The organism is Micromonospora sp. AB353, from assembly GCF_049538395.1.
In the GTDB taxonomy this organism is placed as follows: domain Bacteria; phylum Actinomycetota; class Actinomycetes; order Mycobacteriales; family Micromonosporaceae; genus Micromonospora; species Micromonospora aurantiaca.
In genome coordinates, this window is sequence record NZ_JBMVFV010000024.1 from 1 (window position 1) to 13,035 (window position 13,035).

Here is a 13,035-nt window from a genome sequence, read left to right on the forward strand (position 1 = left end):
GCCGACGTGATCCGCAACTACGAGATCAACTGCCTGGTCTCCGACCTGGAGCTGCCGGGCCGTCGTCCGTCAGCGGATGTGGTGGCGGCGCGGTCGCCGGCCGCCCCAGAGGGGCGCGGTCAGCCGGCGTCCGGGCGCAGGTACGGGGTGAGCAGCTCGCGGCCGAGGCCGGTGGCGGACGGAAGGTCGAGACCGTTCTCGATCATCCGGCTCAGGGCGTAGACGACCGACTGGACGAGCTCCGCCATCCGGTCCGGGTCGCTCGCCCCGTGCTCGGTGAGTGCGGCGCGCAACGGCGCCTCGAGGCTGTCGTGCAACAGCCGGCTGGAGGTCGCCAGCACCTCGCTGTCGCCCGCCGACGCCAGTGCCCGGGCCAGCGCGTGGTCGCCTCGGGCAACCAGTTGCAGGTTGGCCTCGACGTACGCCAGGATCCTCGCCCCCGGCGTGCGGGCCTCGGCCATCCGCTTCTCGACGAAGGCCGACCACCGGGGGAACGTGTCGGCGACCAGCACGTCGAACATGTCGGTGCGGGACTTGAAGTACGAGTACGCGCTGGACCGGGCCAGCCCGGCGTGCCGGGCCACGTCGGCCAGGCTGGGGATCTGCTCCGGATGCTCGGAGAGCAGGGCGCGGGCGGCGTCGAGCAACGCCGCCCGCTGCGCGGCCCGGTGTTCCGCGACGGTCGAGGCTTGGATCTTCGGCACCGCGACCTCCCCGTGTCTCCCGCCGCCGCGTCCGGTCCGCGTCGCTGCCTGCTCGTCGCGGTCAGCTGCTCGTGGCGAGCTTGCCGTCGATCATCTCGTAGATGGTGTCACAGTATTGCAGCACGTCGTGATCGTGAGTGACCATCACGACGGCCACCGAGCGCTCCCGCGCCTCCTGGGCGAGCAGCTGCACGATGTCGTGACTGCGGGCCCGGTCCAGCGCCGCCGTCGGCTCGTCCACCAGCAGCACCGACGGCTCGGTCATGAGCGCCCGGGCGATGCCGACGCGCTGGCGCTCGCCGCCGGAGAGCTGGTGCGGCCGCCGGTCGGCCTTACCGGCCAGGCCGACGTGCGCGAGCATCTCCAGCGGGTCACGACCGGTCCGCTCCCGTCGCCCGCCCAGCCGCAGTGGCAGGCGCAGCTGGTCGGCGGCGGTCAGCGCGGGCAGCAGGTTGCCCGACTGGAACACGAACCCCACGTGCCGGCGGCGCAGCTCGGTGCGCGCCCGGCGACTGGGCACGGTCATGTCGTGCCCGGCCACGGTGACGGTGCCCTCGTCGGGGCGGGCCAGCCCGCCGGCCACGGCGAGCAGGCTGGACTTGCCCGCGCCGGACGGCCCGACGATCGCGGCCAGCTCACCGGGCGCGACGGTCAGGTCCACGTCGTCGAGAGCGTGCACGGTCTCCGCGCCGTCGCCGTGGCGCAGGTGGACGCCGCGCATGACCAGGCCGAGGCCGGCCGGGGCGGTGCCCGTCGTCGAGGCGGACGCTGTGGGCCGGGTGCTCATCGGTTGCCTCCCAGGGCGGTCGCCGGGTCGATGGAGGTGAGGCGGACGACGGCGGCTGCCGCGCCGACCAGGCCGAGCACGAGCAGGCCGGCCGCGGCGGCGGCGATGCTCTGCGGGTGCAGCGCGAACGGGACGTTGCCGCCGGAGAGCAGCGCGCCGAGGCCGAGGCCGATCCCCATGCCGACGGCGATGGCGACTGCGAGCAGGATCAGTGCCTGGGTGAGGGCGTCGCGCAGCACCCAGCGGGTCGAGGCGCCCAGTGCCCGCAGCACGGCGACCTCCTGCTTGCGCTGGATCGCCCAGACCGCGAAGAACGCGCCGGCCACGAGCGCCGAGATCGCGTAGAGGAAGCCCTGGATCAGCTGGAGCGTGGTGGTCTCGGCGGTGTAGCCGGGCGAGGCGCCGTACGACTCGTCGAGCGTCAGGCTCTCCGTGCCCGCCGCCTCGTCACCGGCGGCCAGGTCCACCGAGGCGCCGTCGGCCGCGCGGACCGCGACGGCGGTGATCTCCTGCGCCGCCTGGGCCGGCACCTGCGTACCGGCCGGGGTGCCGGACTTGACCGCCTGCCACGTCGCCAGCGGCACGTACGCCACGTCGACGTGGCCGAACGTGTCCTGCTGCTCGGTGACGCCGACGACGCGCAGCCGCGTGCCCAGCCGGTCCACCGTCACGGTGTCGCCGACGCGCAGGCCCGCGTCGATGGCGGTGGGGCTCACCACGATCCCGTCCACCGGGCCGAGCCGGTCGCCCTCGCTGACGGCGGGCGACAGGAACGAGCCGGTCTCGACGCCGAACAGCGCCAGGTCGACCTCGGTGCCCCCGTCGGTACGCCCGTTGATGAGCGTGTTGCCGAACGGGCTCGCCTCGGCCACACCCGGCTGGTCGCGCCAGGTGTCCACCGCCGCGGCGTCCACCACGCTGCGCGAGAACGCCGAGTCGTGCTGCACGCCGTGGGCGAAGGCGAACGAGGTGACCGGCAGGTTCTGCAGGCCGGAGACGCCGTCACGGACCAGCCCGACGGACAGGCCGGACAGCATCACCATCAGCACCGAGATCAGCGCGATCACGGCCCCCATCAGGGCGAACCGCAGCCGCGCGAACCCCAGCTCGCGAATGGCCAGGAACATCAGCCGCCACCTCTCAAACTTGTCGACACCATGTCGCCATGTTAGCAACGCGGTGTCGGCAAGATGGTGGTGGTGGTTGTCTACCCGGCCACCGGGCCCGCGGTGGCGCGGCGTGCGCGCCGGCCGAGGGCGGTCACCGCGACGACGATGATCGGCGCGAGCGTGAGGTGGCACGCCGCCAGCGTGATCGTGCTGGTGGCGTCCAGGTCGGCGGGCAGCGTCATGGTGGCGACCGTGAGCACCGCGAGTGCCGGGCCGACGATCAGCGCCGCCCGGACGACCCAGGCGAACCGGGACGCCAGCACGGCGACGGCGGTGAGGCCGAGCGCCAGCGGCAGCGCGCTGAAACCCGCGACGGTCACCGCGTCGACCTCGACCCGCCGGCCGTCGGCGGTGAATAGGAAGCTGCCGCCGGCCGCCCGGCCGATCGCGTACACGATCAGGTTGACGACCACCGCGACGGCGGTGGCGAGCGCGACGACGGCGGTGCGGGGCAGGTCAGCCACGGGAGGTCTCCTCGGCGTGCTCCCGGGTCAGGTACGCCTCGATGCGGGCGAACGCCCCGGTCCAGACCTCGCCGACGAAGAAGTCGCGCAGCTGCGGGGTGGGGAAGCCGCTCTGCACCACCGTCATCAGCGTGCCGCCGTCGCGCGCCTCGAAGGTGACCTCGATGCGCGTGGTCATGGTCGTGCCGTCCGGGCCGGTGCCCGTCGACTCGGTGACCAGCCGGTGCGGGCGGTCGATCTCCAGGAACGTCTGCGTCTCGCGGAACAGCATGTCGGGGGAGGGGCCCCAGACCGCGGTCTGCCTCCCGCCGACCCGCAGGTCGACGTCGATCTCCACGATGCCGGGCTCCTCGTCGAGGATGCCGAACCAGATCTTCTGTTTGCCGGCGTCGGTGTAGGCGTCGAACGCCTCGTCAGGGGTGCCCGGAAGGTGTCGTGTCACTCGCATGTCGAGCGTCATGGTCGCGGTCCTCCGTGGTGAGTGTGAGGTAGGCGTCGAGGCCGTCGAGGCGACGGGCCCAGAGCCGTCGGTAGAAGGCGATCCAGGCCATCGCCGAGTCCAGCGGCGCCTCGCTGAGCCGGCACTGCCGGGACCGGCCGACCTTGCGCGTCACCACGAGGCCCGCGTCCTCCAGCGCGCGGACGTGCTTGCGCATGCCGGTGAGGGTCATCCCGGTGGGCTCGGTGAGCTCGCTGATGGTGGCCGGGCCCGCGCCCAGCCGGATCAGGATGTCGCGCCGGGTCGGGTCGGCCAGGCTGGCGAACACCCGGTCGAGCGTCTCTTGCTGAACCACGAGGTTCACCGTACGACACTGAACCGATCGGTTCAACGTTTTGCCGGGCGTGGCGCACGCGCCCCGGCCCGGCCGCTGGGCGCCAACCATTGCTCAGTGGTCTGACCACCTGGGGGAATTGTGGGTGTGGCGGGGTAGACTGCAGTCGCTCACCCGTTCGGCGCGACCGCCTCGGGCGTTCGGTCCCGCCTGGCTCCGGTGTGCGGCCCTGCACGCCTACACCCGTCTCGGCCTGCGGGAATGTTCCCCGATTCCGGTAACGGAAAGGTCACGAGGTATTCCTGCGGCGCGGTCGCGCTCGGTACGTTCCACGAGGCATGAGGTCAGACCTCGATCCTCATGCCTCTAGCTGACGAGGTGAGCAGACCAGTGCAGGAACCCGCCCCCCGCTACGCCGGATACCGGTCCTTCGACTACCTGGTGCCGCATGTGGACTACAAGGTCTTCGAGCTCGCGCCGCAGATCGGCCGGGTGCCGGAACACGACCTCGGCCTGAGCGACGAGCAGCGAGCCCGGGTCTCCCGGCTGCTGCGTGAGCACATGGCCATCTCGCTCCACGAACACCCGAAGATCCTGCCGGCCGATGTGACGCAGTTGCGCGACTACAACCGGACCGGCCGGAACGCCTTCGGATTCGAGGGCCTGGCCCGCTCCGGCATGACCGCGGTCTTCGACAACTTCATGAACGGCACCGGCTGCGTGACCAGCGAGCACGCCTGGAAGTGGGACGACGTCATCTACGACATCGGCCTACGCTTCGCCGACGTCGCCAAGCAGGACCACGTGGTGGTGGCGACCACGCTCGAACAGATCTTCGAGGCCAAGCGCAACGGGCAGATCGCCCTGGTGGCCGGCCTGGAAGCAGCCACGATGATCGAGAACGAGCTGGACCGGATCGACATCCTCTACGGCTTCGGCGTACGCCAGATGGGCATCGCGTACAGCCAGGCGAACATGCTCGGTTCCGGCCTCTCCGAGGACCGCGACGGCGGGCTGACGCACTTCGGCCGGCGTGCGGTGGACCGGATGAACAAGCTCGGCATCGCCATCGACATCTCGCACTCCGGCGACCAGACGTCGCTGGATGTGATCGAGGCCAGCCGGGTGCCGGTGTTCATCACCCACGCCGGTGCCCGCTCGGTCTGGAACACCCCCCGGATGAAGCCGGACGAGGTGATCCGGGCCTGCGCCGAGCGGGGTGGAGTGATCGGCATCGAGGCCGCTCCACACACCACCCTCTCGGGCGACCACCCGCACCACTCGATCGAGTCGGTGATGGACCACTTCACCTACTGCGTGGAGTTGGTCGGCATCGACCACGTCGCGTTCGGCCCGGACACCAACTTCGGTGACCACGTCGGACTGCACGACAGCTTCACCCAGCACCTGGCGATCGGAAAGGCCCACGGCGTGGTGGACCACCCCCGGGTTCCGTACGTGAGTGGCATGGAGAACCCGGCGGAGTGCTTCAGCAACATCGTCGGGTGGTTGGTCACGCACGGCTACTCCGACGAGGAGATCGCCAAGGTCATCGGCGGCAACATCATCCGGGTTCTTCAGGAGGTTTGGTGAACAAGACAGTCAAGGGTCGGTGGCGGCTCGCTGTCGCGCTCGGCGTGGCGGCCACGCTCGGTGTCTCCGGCTGCGGCCTGAACGAGGAGACGTCCTCCTCCAGCGGTTCGTCGTCGGACTCGGTGCTGCGGATCGGCACCACCACCGACGTGAGCAACTTCAACCCGCTCCAGTCGCTGAGCAAGACCGACTCGTGGATCCTCAACGCGATGTACCCGCACCTGCTGCGGATCGACGAGAACGCGAAGAAGTCGCCGGAGCTGGCCAAGGAGTACCGCTACGAGGACGACGGCAAGACCGCCGTCTTCGTGCTGCGCGACGACTTCAAGTGGACCGACGGCAAGCCCGTGGTCGCCGAGGATGTGAAGTTCTCCGCCGAGTCGATCATGAAGTACAAGCTCGGCAACGTCGCGGCGAAGCTGACCTGGGTCGAGTCGGTCGAGGCGCCGGACGCGACCACTGTGAAGTTCAAGCTCTCCCAGCCGTACGCGCCGTTCGCCGAGGGTGTCGGCTTCTGGATGTCGGTCGTGCCGAAGCACATCTTCGAGCCGGCCGGCGACCTGTCCAAGTTCGCCAACGACTCCAACTGGGTCGGCGCCGGGCCGTTCGTCCTGGACAGCATCACCAAGGGCCAGCGCTACGTCATGAAGCGCAACGAGCACTACCCGCTCGCGCCGGGTGGCAAGGCCGCGGTGAGTCAGGTCGAGTACCGGGTCTACCCGGACGTGAACACCATGATGCTGGCGCTGCGCAACGGTGACATCGACATGATGGGCACCCCGGTGCCGGTCTCGGCGGCGAAGACCTTCGAGAACGACGACAAGATCAAGCTGAAGAAGGTCGGCGCCCTCGGCTTCGCGCACCTGACCTACAACATGAAGAACAAGTACCTCGCCGACCAGGACGTCCGGCAGGCGCTGTCGATGGCGGTCGACACCAAGGCGATCATCTCGGCCGTGCTACAGGGCGACGGCCAGCAGATGGCCGGCCCGATCTCGCCGATCTTCTCCGAGTACGACAACACCGAGCTGCAGCCGTACCCGTTCGACCCGGCGGGCGCGAAGGCCAAGCTGAGCGCGGCCGGCTACAAGGACGCCAACAACGACGGCTTCTTCGACGAGCTGACGTTCGGCGTGGCGTGCGACCAGTCCAACGCCAACATCACCCGGGTCGTGCAGCTGTTCCGGGAGAGCGCGGCCAAGGCCGGCGTGAAGCTGGAGAACGAGTGCGTGGAGCGGAACACCTTCCTCACCCGCACCAAGAACGGCGAGTACGACATCGACGCCTCGCAGTGGGGTGTCTTCGACAACCCGATGGACCAGCTGCGCAGCACCTACCTGTCCAGCAACCCGGGTGGCATCAACTACAACCTGCTCGAGTCGGCGGAGATGGACGCGCTGATCAACGACGCGGCCGGCACCACCGACGCGGAGGCGTTCAAGACCAAGATCAAGAGCGTCGACAAGGTCGTGCACGAGCAGGCGTACCTGACCCCGCTGTACGTGGAGAACTTCCAGTTCGCCTACAACGCCAGCAAGTTCACCGGCTTCGTCCCGTCGCCGTCGGACCTGCTCGGCATGGTCACCGCGTACTCGCTGGCCCAGGTCACTCCGGTCAAGTAACCCACCCAACCTAGAGGGAGAGGAGGGGTCCCCCCGTGGCGCGTTTCGTGCTCAGCCGGGCACTGAAGGCCGTCCTGACCGTGTGGATTGCGATCACTTCGACGTTCTTTCTGCTCCGGCTCCTGCCGGGGGACCCCACGACCCTCATGGTCGAGGGCGACATGACACCGGAGATGCAGGCGGCACTGCTCAAGACGTACGGCCTGGACCGTCCGCTGTGGGAGCAGTACGTGTCGTACCTGCGCGAGCTGGTCCAGGGCAACCTGGGCATCTCGTTCCGCCAGATCCAGCCGGTCACCGACATCATCCTCGACCGGCTGCCCTGGACGTTGCTGCTGGCCGGCAGCGCGTTCGTGCTGACCATCGCCGTCGGTATCCCGATCGGCGTGGCCGCCGCGGTCAACCGCGGCAAGTGGCTCGACCGCGCGTTGCAGGGCTTCGGGATCAGCGCGAACGCGCTGTTCGTGCCGAGCGTCGCGATCCTGCTGCTGGTCTTCTTCGGCGCCCAGCTCGGCTGGTTCCCGATCGGTGGGGCGATCGACCCGGACACCCGGGGCGCGGCGGCCTACCTGAGCCTGGCCCACCACCTGGTGCTGCCGGTGCTCTCCCTGGTCCTGGTGCAGCTCGGCCCGTACGCGCTGACCCTTCGTACCAACATGATCGAAGTCCTCGGCGAGGACTACATCCGCGCCGCGCAGGCGCGTGGTCTCTCGGCCCGGCGCCGGGTGTGGAAGCACGGCCTGCGCAACGCGATCCTGCCGGCACTGACCCTGATGGGCCTGCAACTGGGCACCCTGGTCGGCGGCGCGGTGCTGACCGAGACGGTCTTCGCCTACCCCGGGGTCGGCCGGCTGATCTACGAGGCGGTCGGGCAGCAGGACTACCCGGTGATCCAGGGTGCGTTCATCATGCTCGCCGTCACCGTGGTGATCGCCAACGCCCTGACCGACATGCTCTACGCGGTCCTCAATCCCCGGATCCGGCTGTGAACGCGCGCAGCGTCGCGGCACGCCGCCCGGATCCGTCCGCCGCCACCGAAGGGAGGGTGCCGTGAGTGCCCCCGTGCTGACCGAGCAGGCGCTGCCGCCGGCCCCGGCCGCGCCCAAGCGGTCCTTCCTCTCCGGCTACCTGCGTCAGCCCGTCGTGGCGCTGTCGGTGCTGGTGCTGCTCGTGATGGCGCTACTGGCGATCTTCGCGCCGCTGATCGCCGACGAGCCCGCCGGCGCCGGCGCGGACGTGCTGCAACCCCCCTCCGGGGCACACTGGTTCGGCACCGACGACCTCGGGCAGGACATCTTCGCCCAGGTGGTCTGGGGCACCCGGACCAGCATGGTGATCGGCCTGGCCGCGTCACTGCTCGCCATCGTGCTGGGCACCGCGATCGGGCTGGCCGCGGCGTACTTCCGGCCGTTCGACGCGGTCGCCACGGTGATCACCGACGTGATGCTGGCGCTGCCCACCCTGCCGCTGATGATCATGCTGGCGGCGGTGGTGAGCCCGAGCGTCACGACGCTGACCCTGATCATCGGGTTCTTCGCCTGGCCCGAGGTCGCCCGGCTGATCCGGTCGCAGGGCCTGGTGATCAGCGCGATGCCCTACATCGACGGCGCCCGGGTGCTCGGGGCCACCGGCTGGCGGATCGTCACCCGGGAGATCCTGCCCGCCGTCGTCTCGCTGATGGTGGTCAGCGTGCTGCTCACCGCCTCCCGGGCGGTGATCTCCGAGGCGGGCCTGAGCTTCCTCGGCCTCGGTGACCCGGACGCCTGGTCCTGGGGACGGATCCTGCTCAACGCCCAGCGCAGCGGCACGATCGCGATCGCCTGGTGGCAGACGCTCTTCCCGTCCCTGGCGATCTTGTTCCTGGTGCTGGCGGCGACCCTCGCCGGAACCCGGTTCAACGACACCCGCGACCCCCGTCGCAACGGAGGCTGACCATGCGACTGCCCGAGAGCTTCTACCACAGCGTCCGAAGCCGGCTCACCGAGGCGCTCGAACAACGTGGCCTGGACGGGTTCCTGGCCACCTCGCCGGCGGAGGTCGCCTTCCTCAGCGGCTTCTTCTACATCGCCACCGAACGTCCGGTGTATCTCTGGCTGCCGCGTGAGGGGGATCCGCTACTGGTGATCCCGCGCCTCGACGAGGAGTACGCGGCCCAGCAGGGCGTGACGGTCCCGACCATCACCTACTTCGAGTACCCGGGCGTGGTCACCGCCGAGGAGACGCTCGCCTCGGCGTTGTCCCGTCCGGGCGGTCCGGTCCGCCGCATCGGCGTGGGCGCGGGCCTTTCGGTCGGCGCGTTCCGGGCGCTGTCCCGGGCCATCGGCGGAGCCGAGCTGGAGACCACCGACGCGGTCGCCGCGCTGCGGCTGCGCAAGTTCCCCGAGGAGATCCCGTTCCACGAGGCCGCCGCGCGGATCTGCGACGAGATGCTGGCCGCCGGACGGGCACTGATCGAGGAGGCGCTTGCCGCCGGGCGGCCGCTGCCGCGCGAGGACGAGATCGCCCGGCACGTGATCGGCTACGGCACCGACCGGATGTACGCCGAGTACGACCTGGTCGTCTACACCACCAAGCTGGCCGGCGGGCTGGTCTACGCCGGCCCGAACTCCGCCCTGCCGCACGGCCTGCCGACCCGTCGGCGGCTCCAGCCGGGCGACACCCTGATCCTCTCCCTCGGCGCGGCGGTGGCCAGCCGGTTCGTGGAGAGCGAACGGACGTTCGTCATCGGCGAGCCCACCGCCGAGCAGGTGCGCTACTACGAAGCCGACCGAGAGGCGCAGGAGGTGGGCACCCAGGCGATGATCGCCGGGCGTACCTGCGCCGAGGTCAACCGGATCTGCCTGGACGTGCTGCGGGACCGGGGCCTGGACGACTACATCCGGCACCGGCAGGGTCACGGCATCGGGCTGCAGAACCACGAGGCGCCGTGGGTCTCCGACGGCGACGACACGGTGCTCGCCCCCGGGATGCTGCTGTCCAGCGAGCCCGGCGTCTACGTGCCCGGCCACGCCGGCTACCGCATCTCCGACACGGTCCTGGTGCAGGACGACGGCCCGCGCCGGCTCACCCGGTACCCGCGTGACCTGGCATCCAACATCATCGAGGGGATCCGATGAGAATCAACGGAGCGGAACTGGTCGTCGAGGCGTTCGGCCCGGTCGACGGCCCGGCCATGATCGTGCACCACGGTGCTCCGGGCCTCGGTTCCCGCCAGGAGCCGAAGCGTTCGTTCGGCCCGTTCGCCGACCGGATGCGGGTCATCGTCTTCGACGCCCGCGGCTCCGGCGAGTCCAGCGACGACGGACCGTTCACCCACGAACAGTGGGTGGCCGACGTGGACGCCATCCGCGCGCACTTCGGCTACGAGACGATCGTCATGGCCGGCGGTTCGTACGGCGGGTTCATCGCCATGGAGTACGCCATCGCCCACCCGGACCGGGTCTCCGCGCTGGTGCTGCGGGACACCGCCGCGGACACCGCGCACGACCACCTGGCGGTGGAGCGGGCCCGCAACACCGACCGTTCGGTGATCCCGGAGTGGGTCATCGGCCGGATCGGCACCGGCCGGTTCGAGAGCAACGAGCAGTTGCGCGAGTACTGGCGAGCGATCCTGCCGCTCTACGACCACCGGCACGACCCGGCCAAGGACGAGGCGCGGCTGGCCGCCACCCGGTTCCACTACCGCACCCACAACGCCGCCTTCGGGCAGAACATGCCCCGCTACGACCTGAAGCCGAAGCTGCCGTCGATCACGTGCCCGACCCTGGTGACTGTGGGCCGGCACGACTGGCGTACCCCGGTGGCCGCCTCGCAGGTCATCGCGGACCTGGTGCCCCACGGCGAGCTGGTGGTCTTCGAGTCCTCCGGCCACTCGCCGCAGCTCGAGGAGCCGGAGCGGTTCCAGCAGGTGGTGCGGGACTTCCTCAGCCGGGCCGGAGTGCTCCGATGAGCCTGCTGGAGATCGCCGACCTGCGGGTCGCGTTCCCGGGCCCGACCGGCCCGGTGAACGCGGTGAACGGGGTGTCGCTGCGGGTCGAGCCGGGCCAGACCCTTGCCATCCTCGGTGAGTCCGGCTCCGGTAAGAGCGTCACCGCGCAGGCGGTGACGGGCATCCTCGACGTGCCCCCGGCGACGGTCGCCGGCTCGGTCCAGCTGCGGGGCCGGGAGCTGCTGACCCTGCCACGCAAGCAGCGGGAGCGGGTCAGTGGCGAAGAGATCGGGATGGTCTTCCAGGACGCGATGGCCGCGCTCAACCCGGTCTTCACCGTCGGACACCAGATCGTGGAGGTACTGCGGGTCCGGCGCGGCATGTCCCGGGCCGACGCCCGGCGCCGCGCCGTCGAACTGGTCGACCGGGTGCGCATCCCGGCGGCCAAGGACCGGATCCGGGACTACCCGCACCAGTTCTCCGGCGGCATGCGCCAGCGCATCATGATCGCGTTGGCCATCGCCCTCGAACCGGACCTGCTGATCGCGGACGAGCCCACCACCGCCCTGGACGTGACCGTGCAGGCCCAGGTGATGGAGTTGCTCGCGGAGATCCAGCGGGACAGCGGAATGGGCCTGCTGCTGATCACACACGACCTGGGCGTGGTCGCCGAGGTCGCCGACGACGTGGCGGTGATGTACGCGGGCCGGATCGTCGAACGGGGCACCGTCGAGCAGATCTTCGCCGGTCCGGCGCACCCCTACACCGAGGGGCTGCTCAACTCGATGCCCCGGGTGGACCGGCGCGACGAGCGGCTCTACGCGATTCCCGGCGCTCCGCCCAACCCGGCTCGGCTCCCCACCGGCTGCCCGTTCCACCTGCGTTGCCCCCGGGCCACCGACGAGTGCCGGGTCGTCCTGCCGCCGCTGCGGGCGCTGCCGGCCGACCGGGCCAGCGCCTGTCACCACCACGAGGAGGTGCTCGATGCCACCCGCCGATGAGGTCGTGCTGCGGGTCGAGAACCTGGTCAAGCACTTCCCGCTCAAGGGGCGGCTCCCGTTCGCCTCCGGCGGCGTGGTCAAAGCCGTCGACGGTGTCTCCTTCGACCTGCGCCGGGGCGAGACACTCGGCGTGGTGGGCGAGTCCGGCTGCGGCAAGAGCACGCTGGCCCGCATGCTCGTCGGGCTGGAGCAACCCACCTCCGGCGAGGTGCGCTTCGGCACGTCAGTGGTGCACCAGGCAAGGGGACGGGAGCTGCGGGCCCTGCGCCGGCGGATCCAGATCGTGCTCCAGGATCCGTACACCTCGCTGAACCCCCGCCGCACGATCCGGGAGATCCTGCTCCAGCCGTTCGAGATCCATCCCGACGTGCTGGACCGCCGGCGCCGGGTCGAGCGGATCAAGGAGCTGCTCGACCTGGTCGGTCTCGACCCCGGCCTGCACCTGGACCGCTACCCGCACCAGTTCTCCGGCGGGCAGCGTCAGCGCATCGGCATCGCCCGGGCGCTCGCGCTTAACCCCGACGTGATCGTCTGCGACGAGCCCGTCTCCGCACTGGACGTGTCGGTCCAGGCGCAGGTGGTCAACCTCCTGGAGCGGCTCCAGGAGGAACTCGGCGTCGCGTACGTCTTCATCGCCCACGACCTGTCCGTGGTGCGCCACATCTCCGACCGGGTCGCCGTGATGTACCTGGGCAAGCTCGTGGAGACCGGCCCGGAGGTCAGCCTCTACGAGTCGCCCCGGCACCCGTACACCCGGGCGCTGCTGTCGGCCGTGCCGGTGCCGGACCCGGCCGGCCGGCGGCAGCGGCAGCGCATCCTGCTGGCCGGCGACCCGCCCAGCCCGGTCGACCCACCCTCCGGCTGCCGTTTCCGGACCCGCTGCTGGCAGGCGACCGACACCTGTGCCAGCACCGAGCCGCCGCTGGCCGCCGGGCCGCATCCGGTTGCCTGCCACTTCCCGCTGGCCGCGTGACGGCCGGCGATCGCCAAAGGA

General features: G+C 70.5%; 14 protein-coding genes. 8 read left to right on the top strand and 6 right to left on the bottom strand.

Going from position 1 to position 13,035, the window contains the following annotated elements; genetic code table 11:
* Positions 1–119: 119 nt before the first annotated feature.
* The 6 genes from ACPCK6_RS13080 to ACPCK6_RS13105 all read right to left on the bottom strand — a co-directional run bounded on the left by ACPCK6_RS13080 (position 120) and on the right by ACPCK6_RS13105 (position 3,918).
* The gene (locus ACPCK6_RS13080; protein WP_396882395.1) at positions 120–704 is read right to left on the bottom strand and encodes a TetR/AcrR family transcriptional regulator; all 585 of its coding nucleotides are present in this window, start codon (positions 702–704) and stop codon (positions 120–122) included.
* A gap of 61 nt (positions 705–765) precedes the next feature.
* The gene (locus ACPCK6_RS13085; protein ID WP_396882396.1) at positions 766–1,491 is read right to left on the bottom strand and encodes an ABC transporter ATP-binding protein; all 726 of its coding nucleotides are present in this window, start codon (positions 1,489–1,491) and stop codon (positions 766–768) included.
* Positions 1,488–2,618, bottom strand: coding sequence for an ABC transporter permease (locus ACPCK6_RS13090; protein WP_423481229.1), 1,131 nt, complete (start codon positions 2,616–2,618; stop codon positions 1,488–1,490). Before ACPCK6_RS13090 ends, ACPCK6_RS13085 begins: the two co-directional genes overlap by 4 nt.
* Positions 2,619–2,698: 80 nt before the next feature.
* Positions 2,699–3,124 carry a DUF6069 family protein gene (locus ACPCK6_RS13095; RefSeq protein WP_318334483.1) on the bottom strand — a complete coding sequence of 142 codons (426 nt, stop codon included), beginning with the start codon at positions 3,122–3,124 and terminating at the stop codon, positions 2,699–2,701.
* Entirely contained in the window at positions 3,117–3,584 is a 468-nt protein-coding gene (locus tag ACPCK6_RS13100; protein WP_318334482.1) for an SRPBCC family protein, read from the bottom strand. Before ACPCK6_RS13100 ends, ACPCK6_RS13095 begins: the two co-directional genes overlap by 8 nt.
* A complete protein-coding gene (locus ACPCK6_RS13105; RefSeq protein ID WP_318334481.1) occupies positions 3,538–3,918 on the bottom strand; it encodes an ArsR/SmtB family transcription factor in 381 nt (126 codons plus the stop codon). The genes ACPCK6_RS13100 and ACPCK6_RS13105 overlap by 47 nt, the downstream gene beginning before the upstream one ends.
* A 357-nt stretch (positions 3,919–4,275) precedes the next feature.
* On the opposite strand from ACPCK6_RS13105, the gene ACPCK6_RS13110 reads away from it, so the two are divergent.
* The 8 genes from ACPCK6_RS13110 (at position 4,276) to ACPCK6_RS13145 (ending at position 13,014) form a co-directional block, all read left to right on the top strand.
* Positions 4,276–5,490, top strand: a complete 1,215-nt coding sequence (locus ACPCK6_RS13110; protein WP_281599423.1) for a dipeptidase — start codon at positions 4,276–4,278, stop codon at positions 5,488–5,490.
* On the top strand, positions 5,487–7,112 hold the full coding sequence (locus ACPCK6_RS13115) for an ABC transporter substrate-binding protein (protein WP_423481230.1): 1,626 nt from the start codon (positions 5,487–5,489) through the stop codon (positions 7,110–7,112). Before ACPCK6_RS13110 ends, ACPCK6_RS13115 begins: the two co-directional genes overlap by 4 nt.
* A gap of 35 nt (positions 7,113–7,147) precedes the next feature.
* Positions 7,148–8,101 carry an ABC transporter permease gene (locus tag ACPCK6_RS13120; RefSeq protein WP_194799043.1) on the top strand — a complete coding sequence of 318 codons (954 nt, stop codon included), beginning with the start codon at positions 7,148–7,150 and terminating at the stop codon, positions 8,099–8,101.
* Between the two features lie 61 nt (positions 8,102–8,162).
* Positions 8,163–9,044, top strand: coding sequence for an ABC transporter permease (locus ACPCK6_RS13125; protein WP_262011951.1), 882 nt, complete (start codon positions 8,163–8,165; stop codon positions 9,042–9,044).
* A 2-nt stretch (positions 9,045–9,046) separates the two neighbouring features.
* Entirely contained in the window at positions 9,047–10,228 is a 1,182-nt protein-coding gene (locus ACPCK6_RS13130; RefSeq protein WP_423481231.1) for a M24 family metallopeptidase, read from the top strand.
* Positions 10,225–11,061 (top strand): alpha/beta fold hydrolase, encoded by an 837-nt coding sequence (locus tag ACPCK6_RS13135; RefSeq protein ID WP_262011949.1) that lies wholly within the window; start codon positions 10,225–10,227, stop codon positions 11,059–11,061. The genes ACPCK6_RS13130 and ACPCK6_RS13135 overlap by 4 nt, the downstream gene beginning before the upstream one ends.
* Positions 11,058–12,041 (top strand): ABC transporter ATP-binding protein, encoded by a 984-nt coding sequence (locus tag ACPCK6_RS13140; protein ID WP_423481232.1) that lies wholly within the window; start codon positions 11,058–11,060, stop codon positions 12,039–12,041. Before ACPCK6_RS13135 ends, ACPCK6_RS13140 begins: the two co-directional genes overlap by 4 nt.
* Complete coding sequence (locus ACPCK6_RS13145; RefSeq protein ID WP_423481233.1) at positions 12,025–13,014, top strand: ABC transporter ATP-binding protein; 990 nt, start codon at positions 12,025–12,027, stop codon at positions 13,012–13,014. Before ACPCK6_RS13140 ends, ACPCK6_RS13145 begins: the two co-directional genes overlap by 17 nt.
* The last annotated feature ends 21 nt before the right edge of the window (positions 13,015–13,035 follow it).

Coding starts and splice junctions, on each gene's coding strand:
- ACPCK6_RS13085 (WP_396882396.1), bottom strand. CDS start 1,491: ATGAGCACCCGGCCCACAGCGTCCGCCTCGACGACGGGCACCGCCCCG.
- ACPCK6_RS13090 (WP_423481229.1), bottom strand. CDS start 2,618: ATGTTCCTGGCCATTCGCGAGCTGGGGTTCGCGCGGCTGCGGTTCGCC.
- ACPCK6_RS13100 (WP_318334482.1), bottom strand. CDS start 3,584: ATGACGCTCGACATGCGAGTGACACGACACCTTCCGGGCACCCCTGAC.
- ACPCK6_RS13130 (WP_423481231.1), top strand. CDS start 9,047: ATGCGACTGCCCGAGAGCTTCTACCACAGCGTCCGAAGCCGGCTCACC.
- ACPCK6_RS13135 (WP_262011949.1), top strand. CDS start 10,225: ATGAGAATCAACGGAGCGGAACTGGTCGTCGAGGCGTTCGGCCCGGTC.
- ACPCK6_RS13140 (WP_423481232.1), top strand. CDS start 11,058: ATGAGCCTGCTGGAGATCGCCGACCTGCGGGTCGCGTTCCCGGGCCCG.
- ACPCK6_RS13145 (WP_423481233.1), top strand. CDS start 12,025: ATGCCACCCGCCGATGAGGTCGTGCTGCGGGTCGAGAACCTGGTCAAG.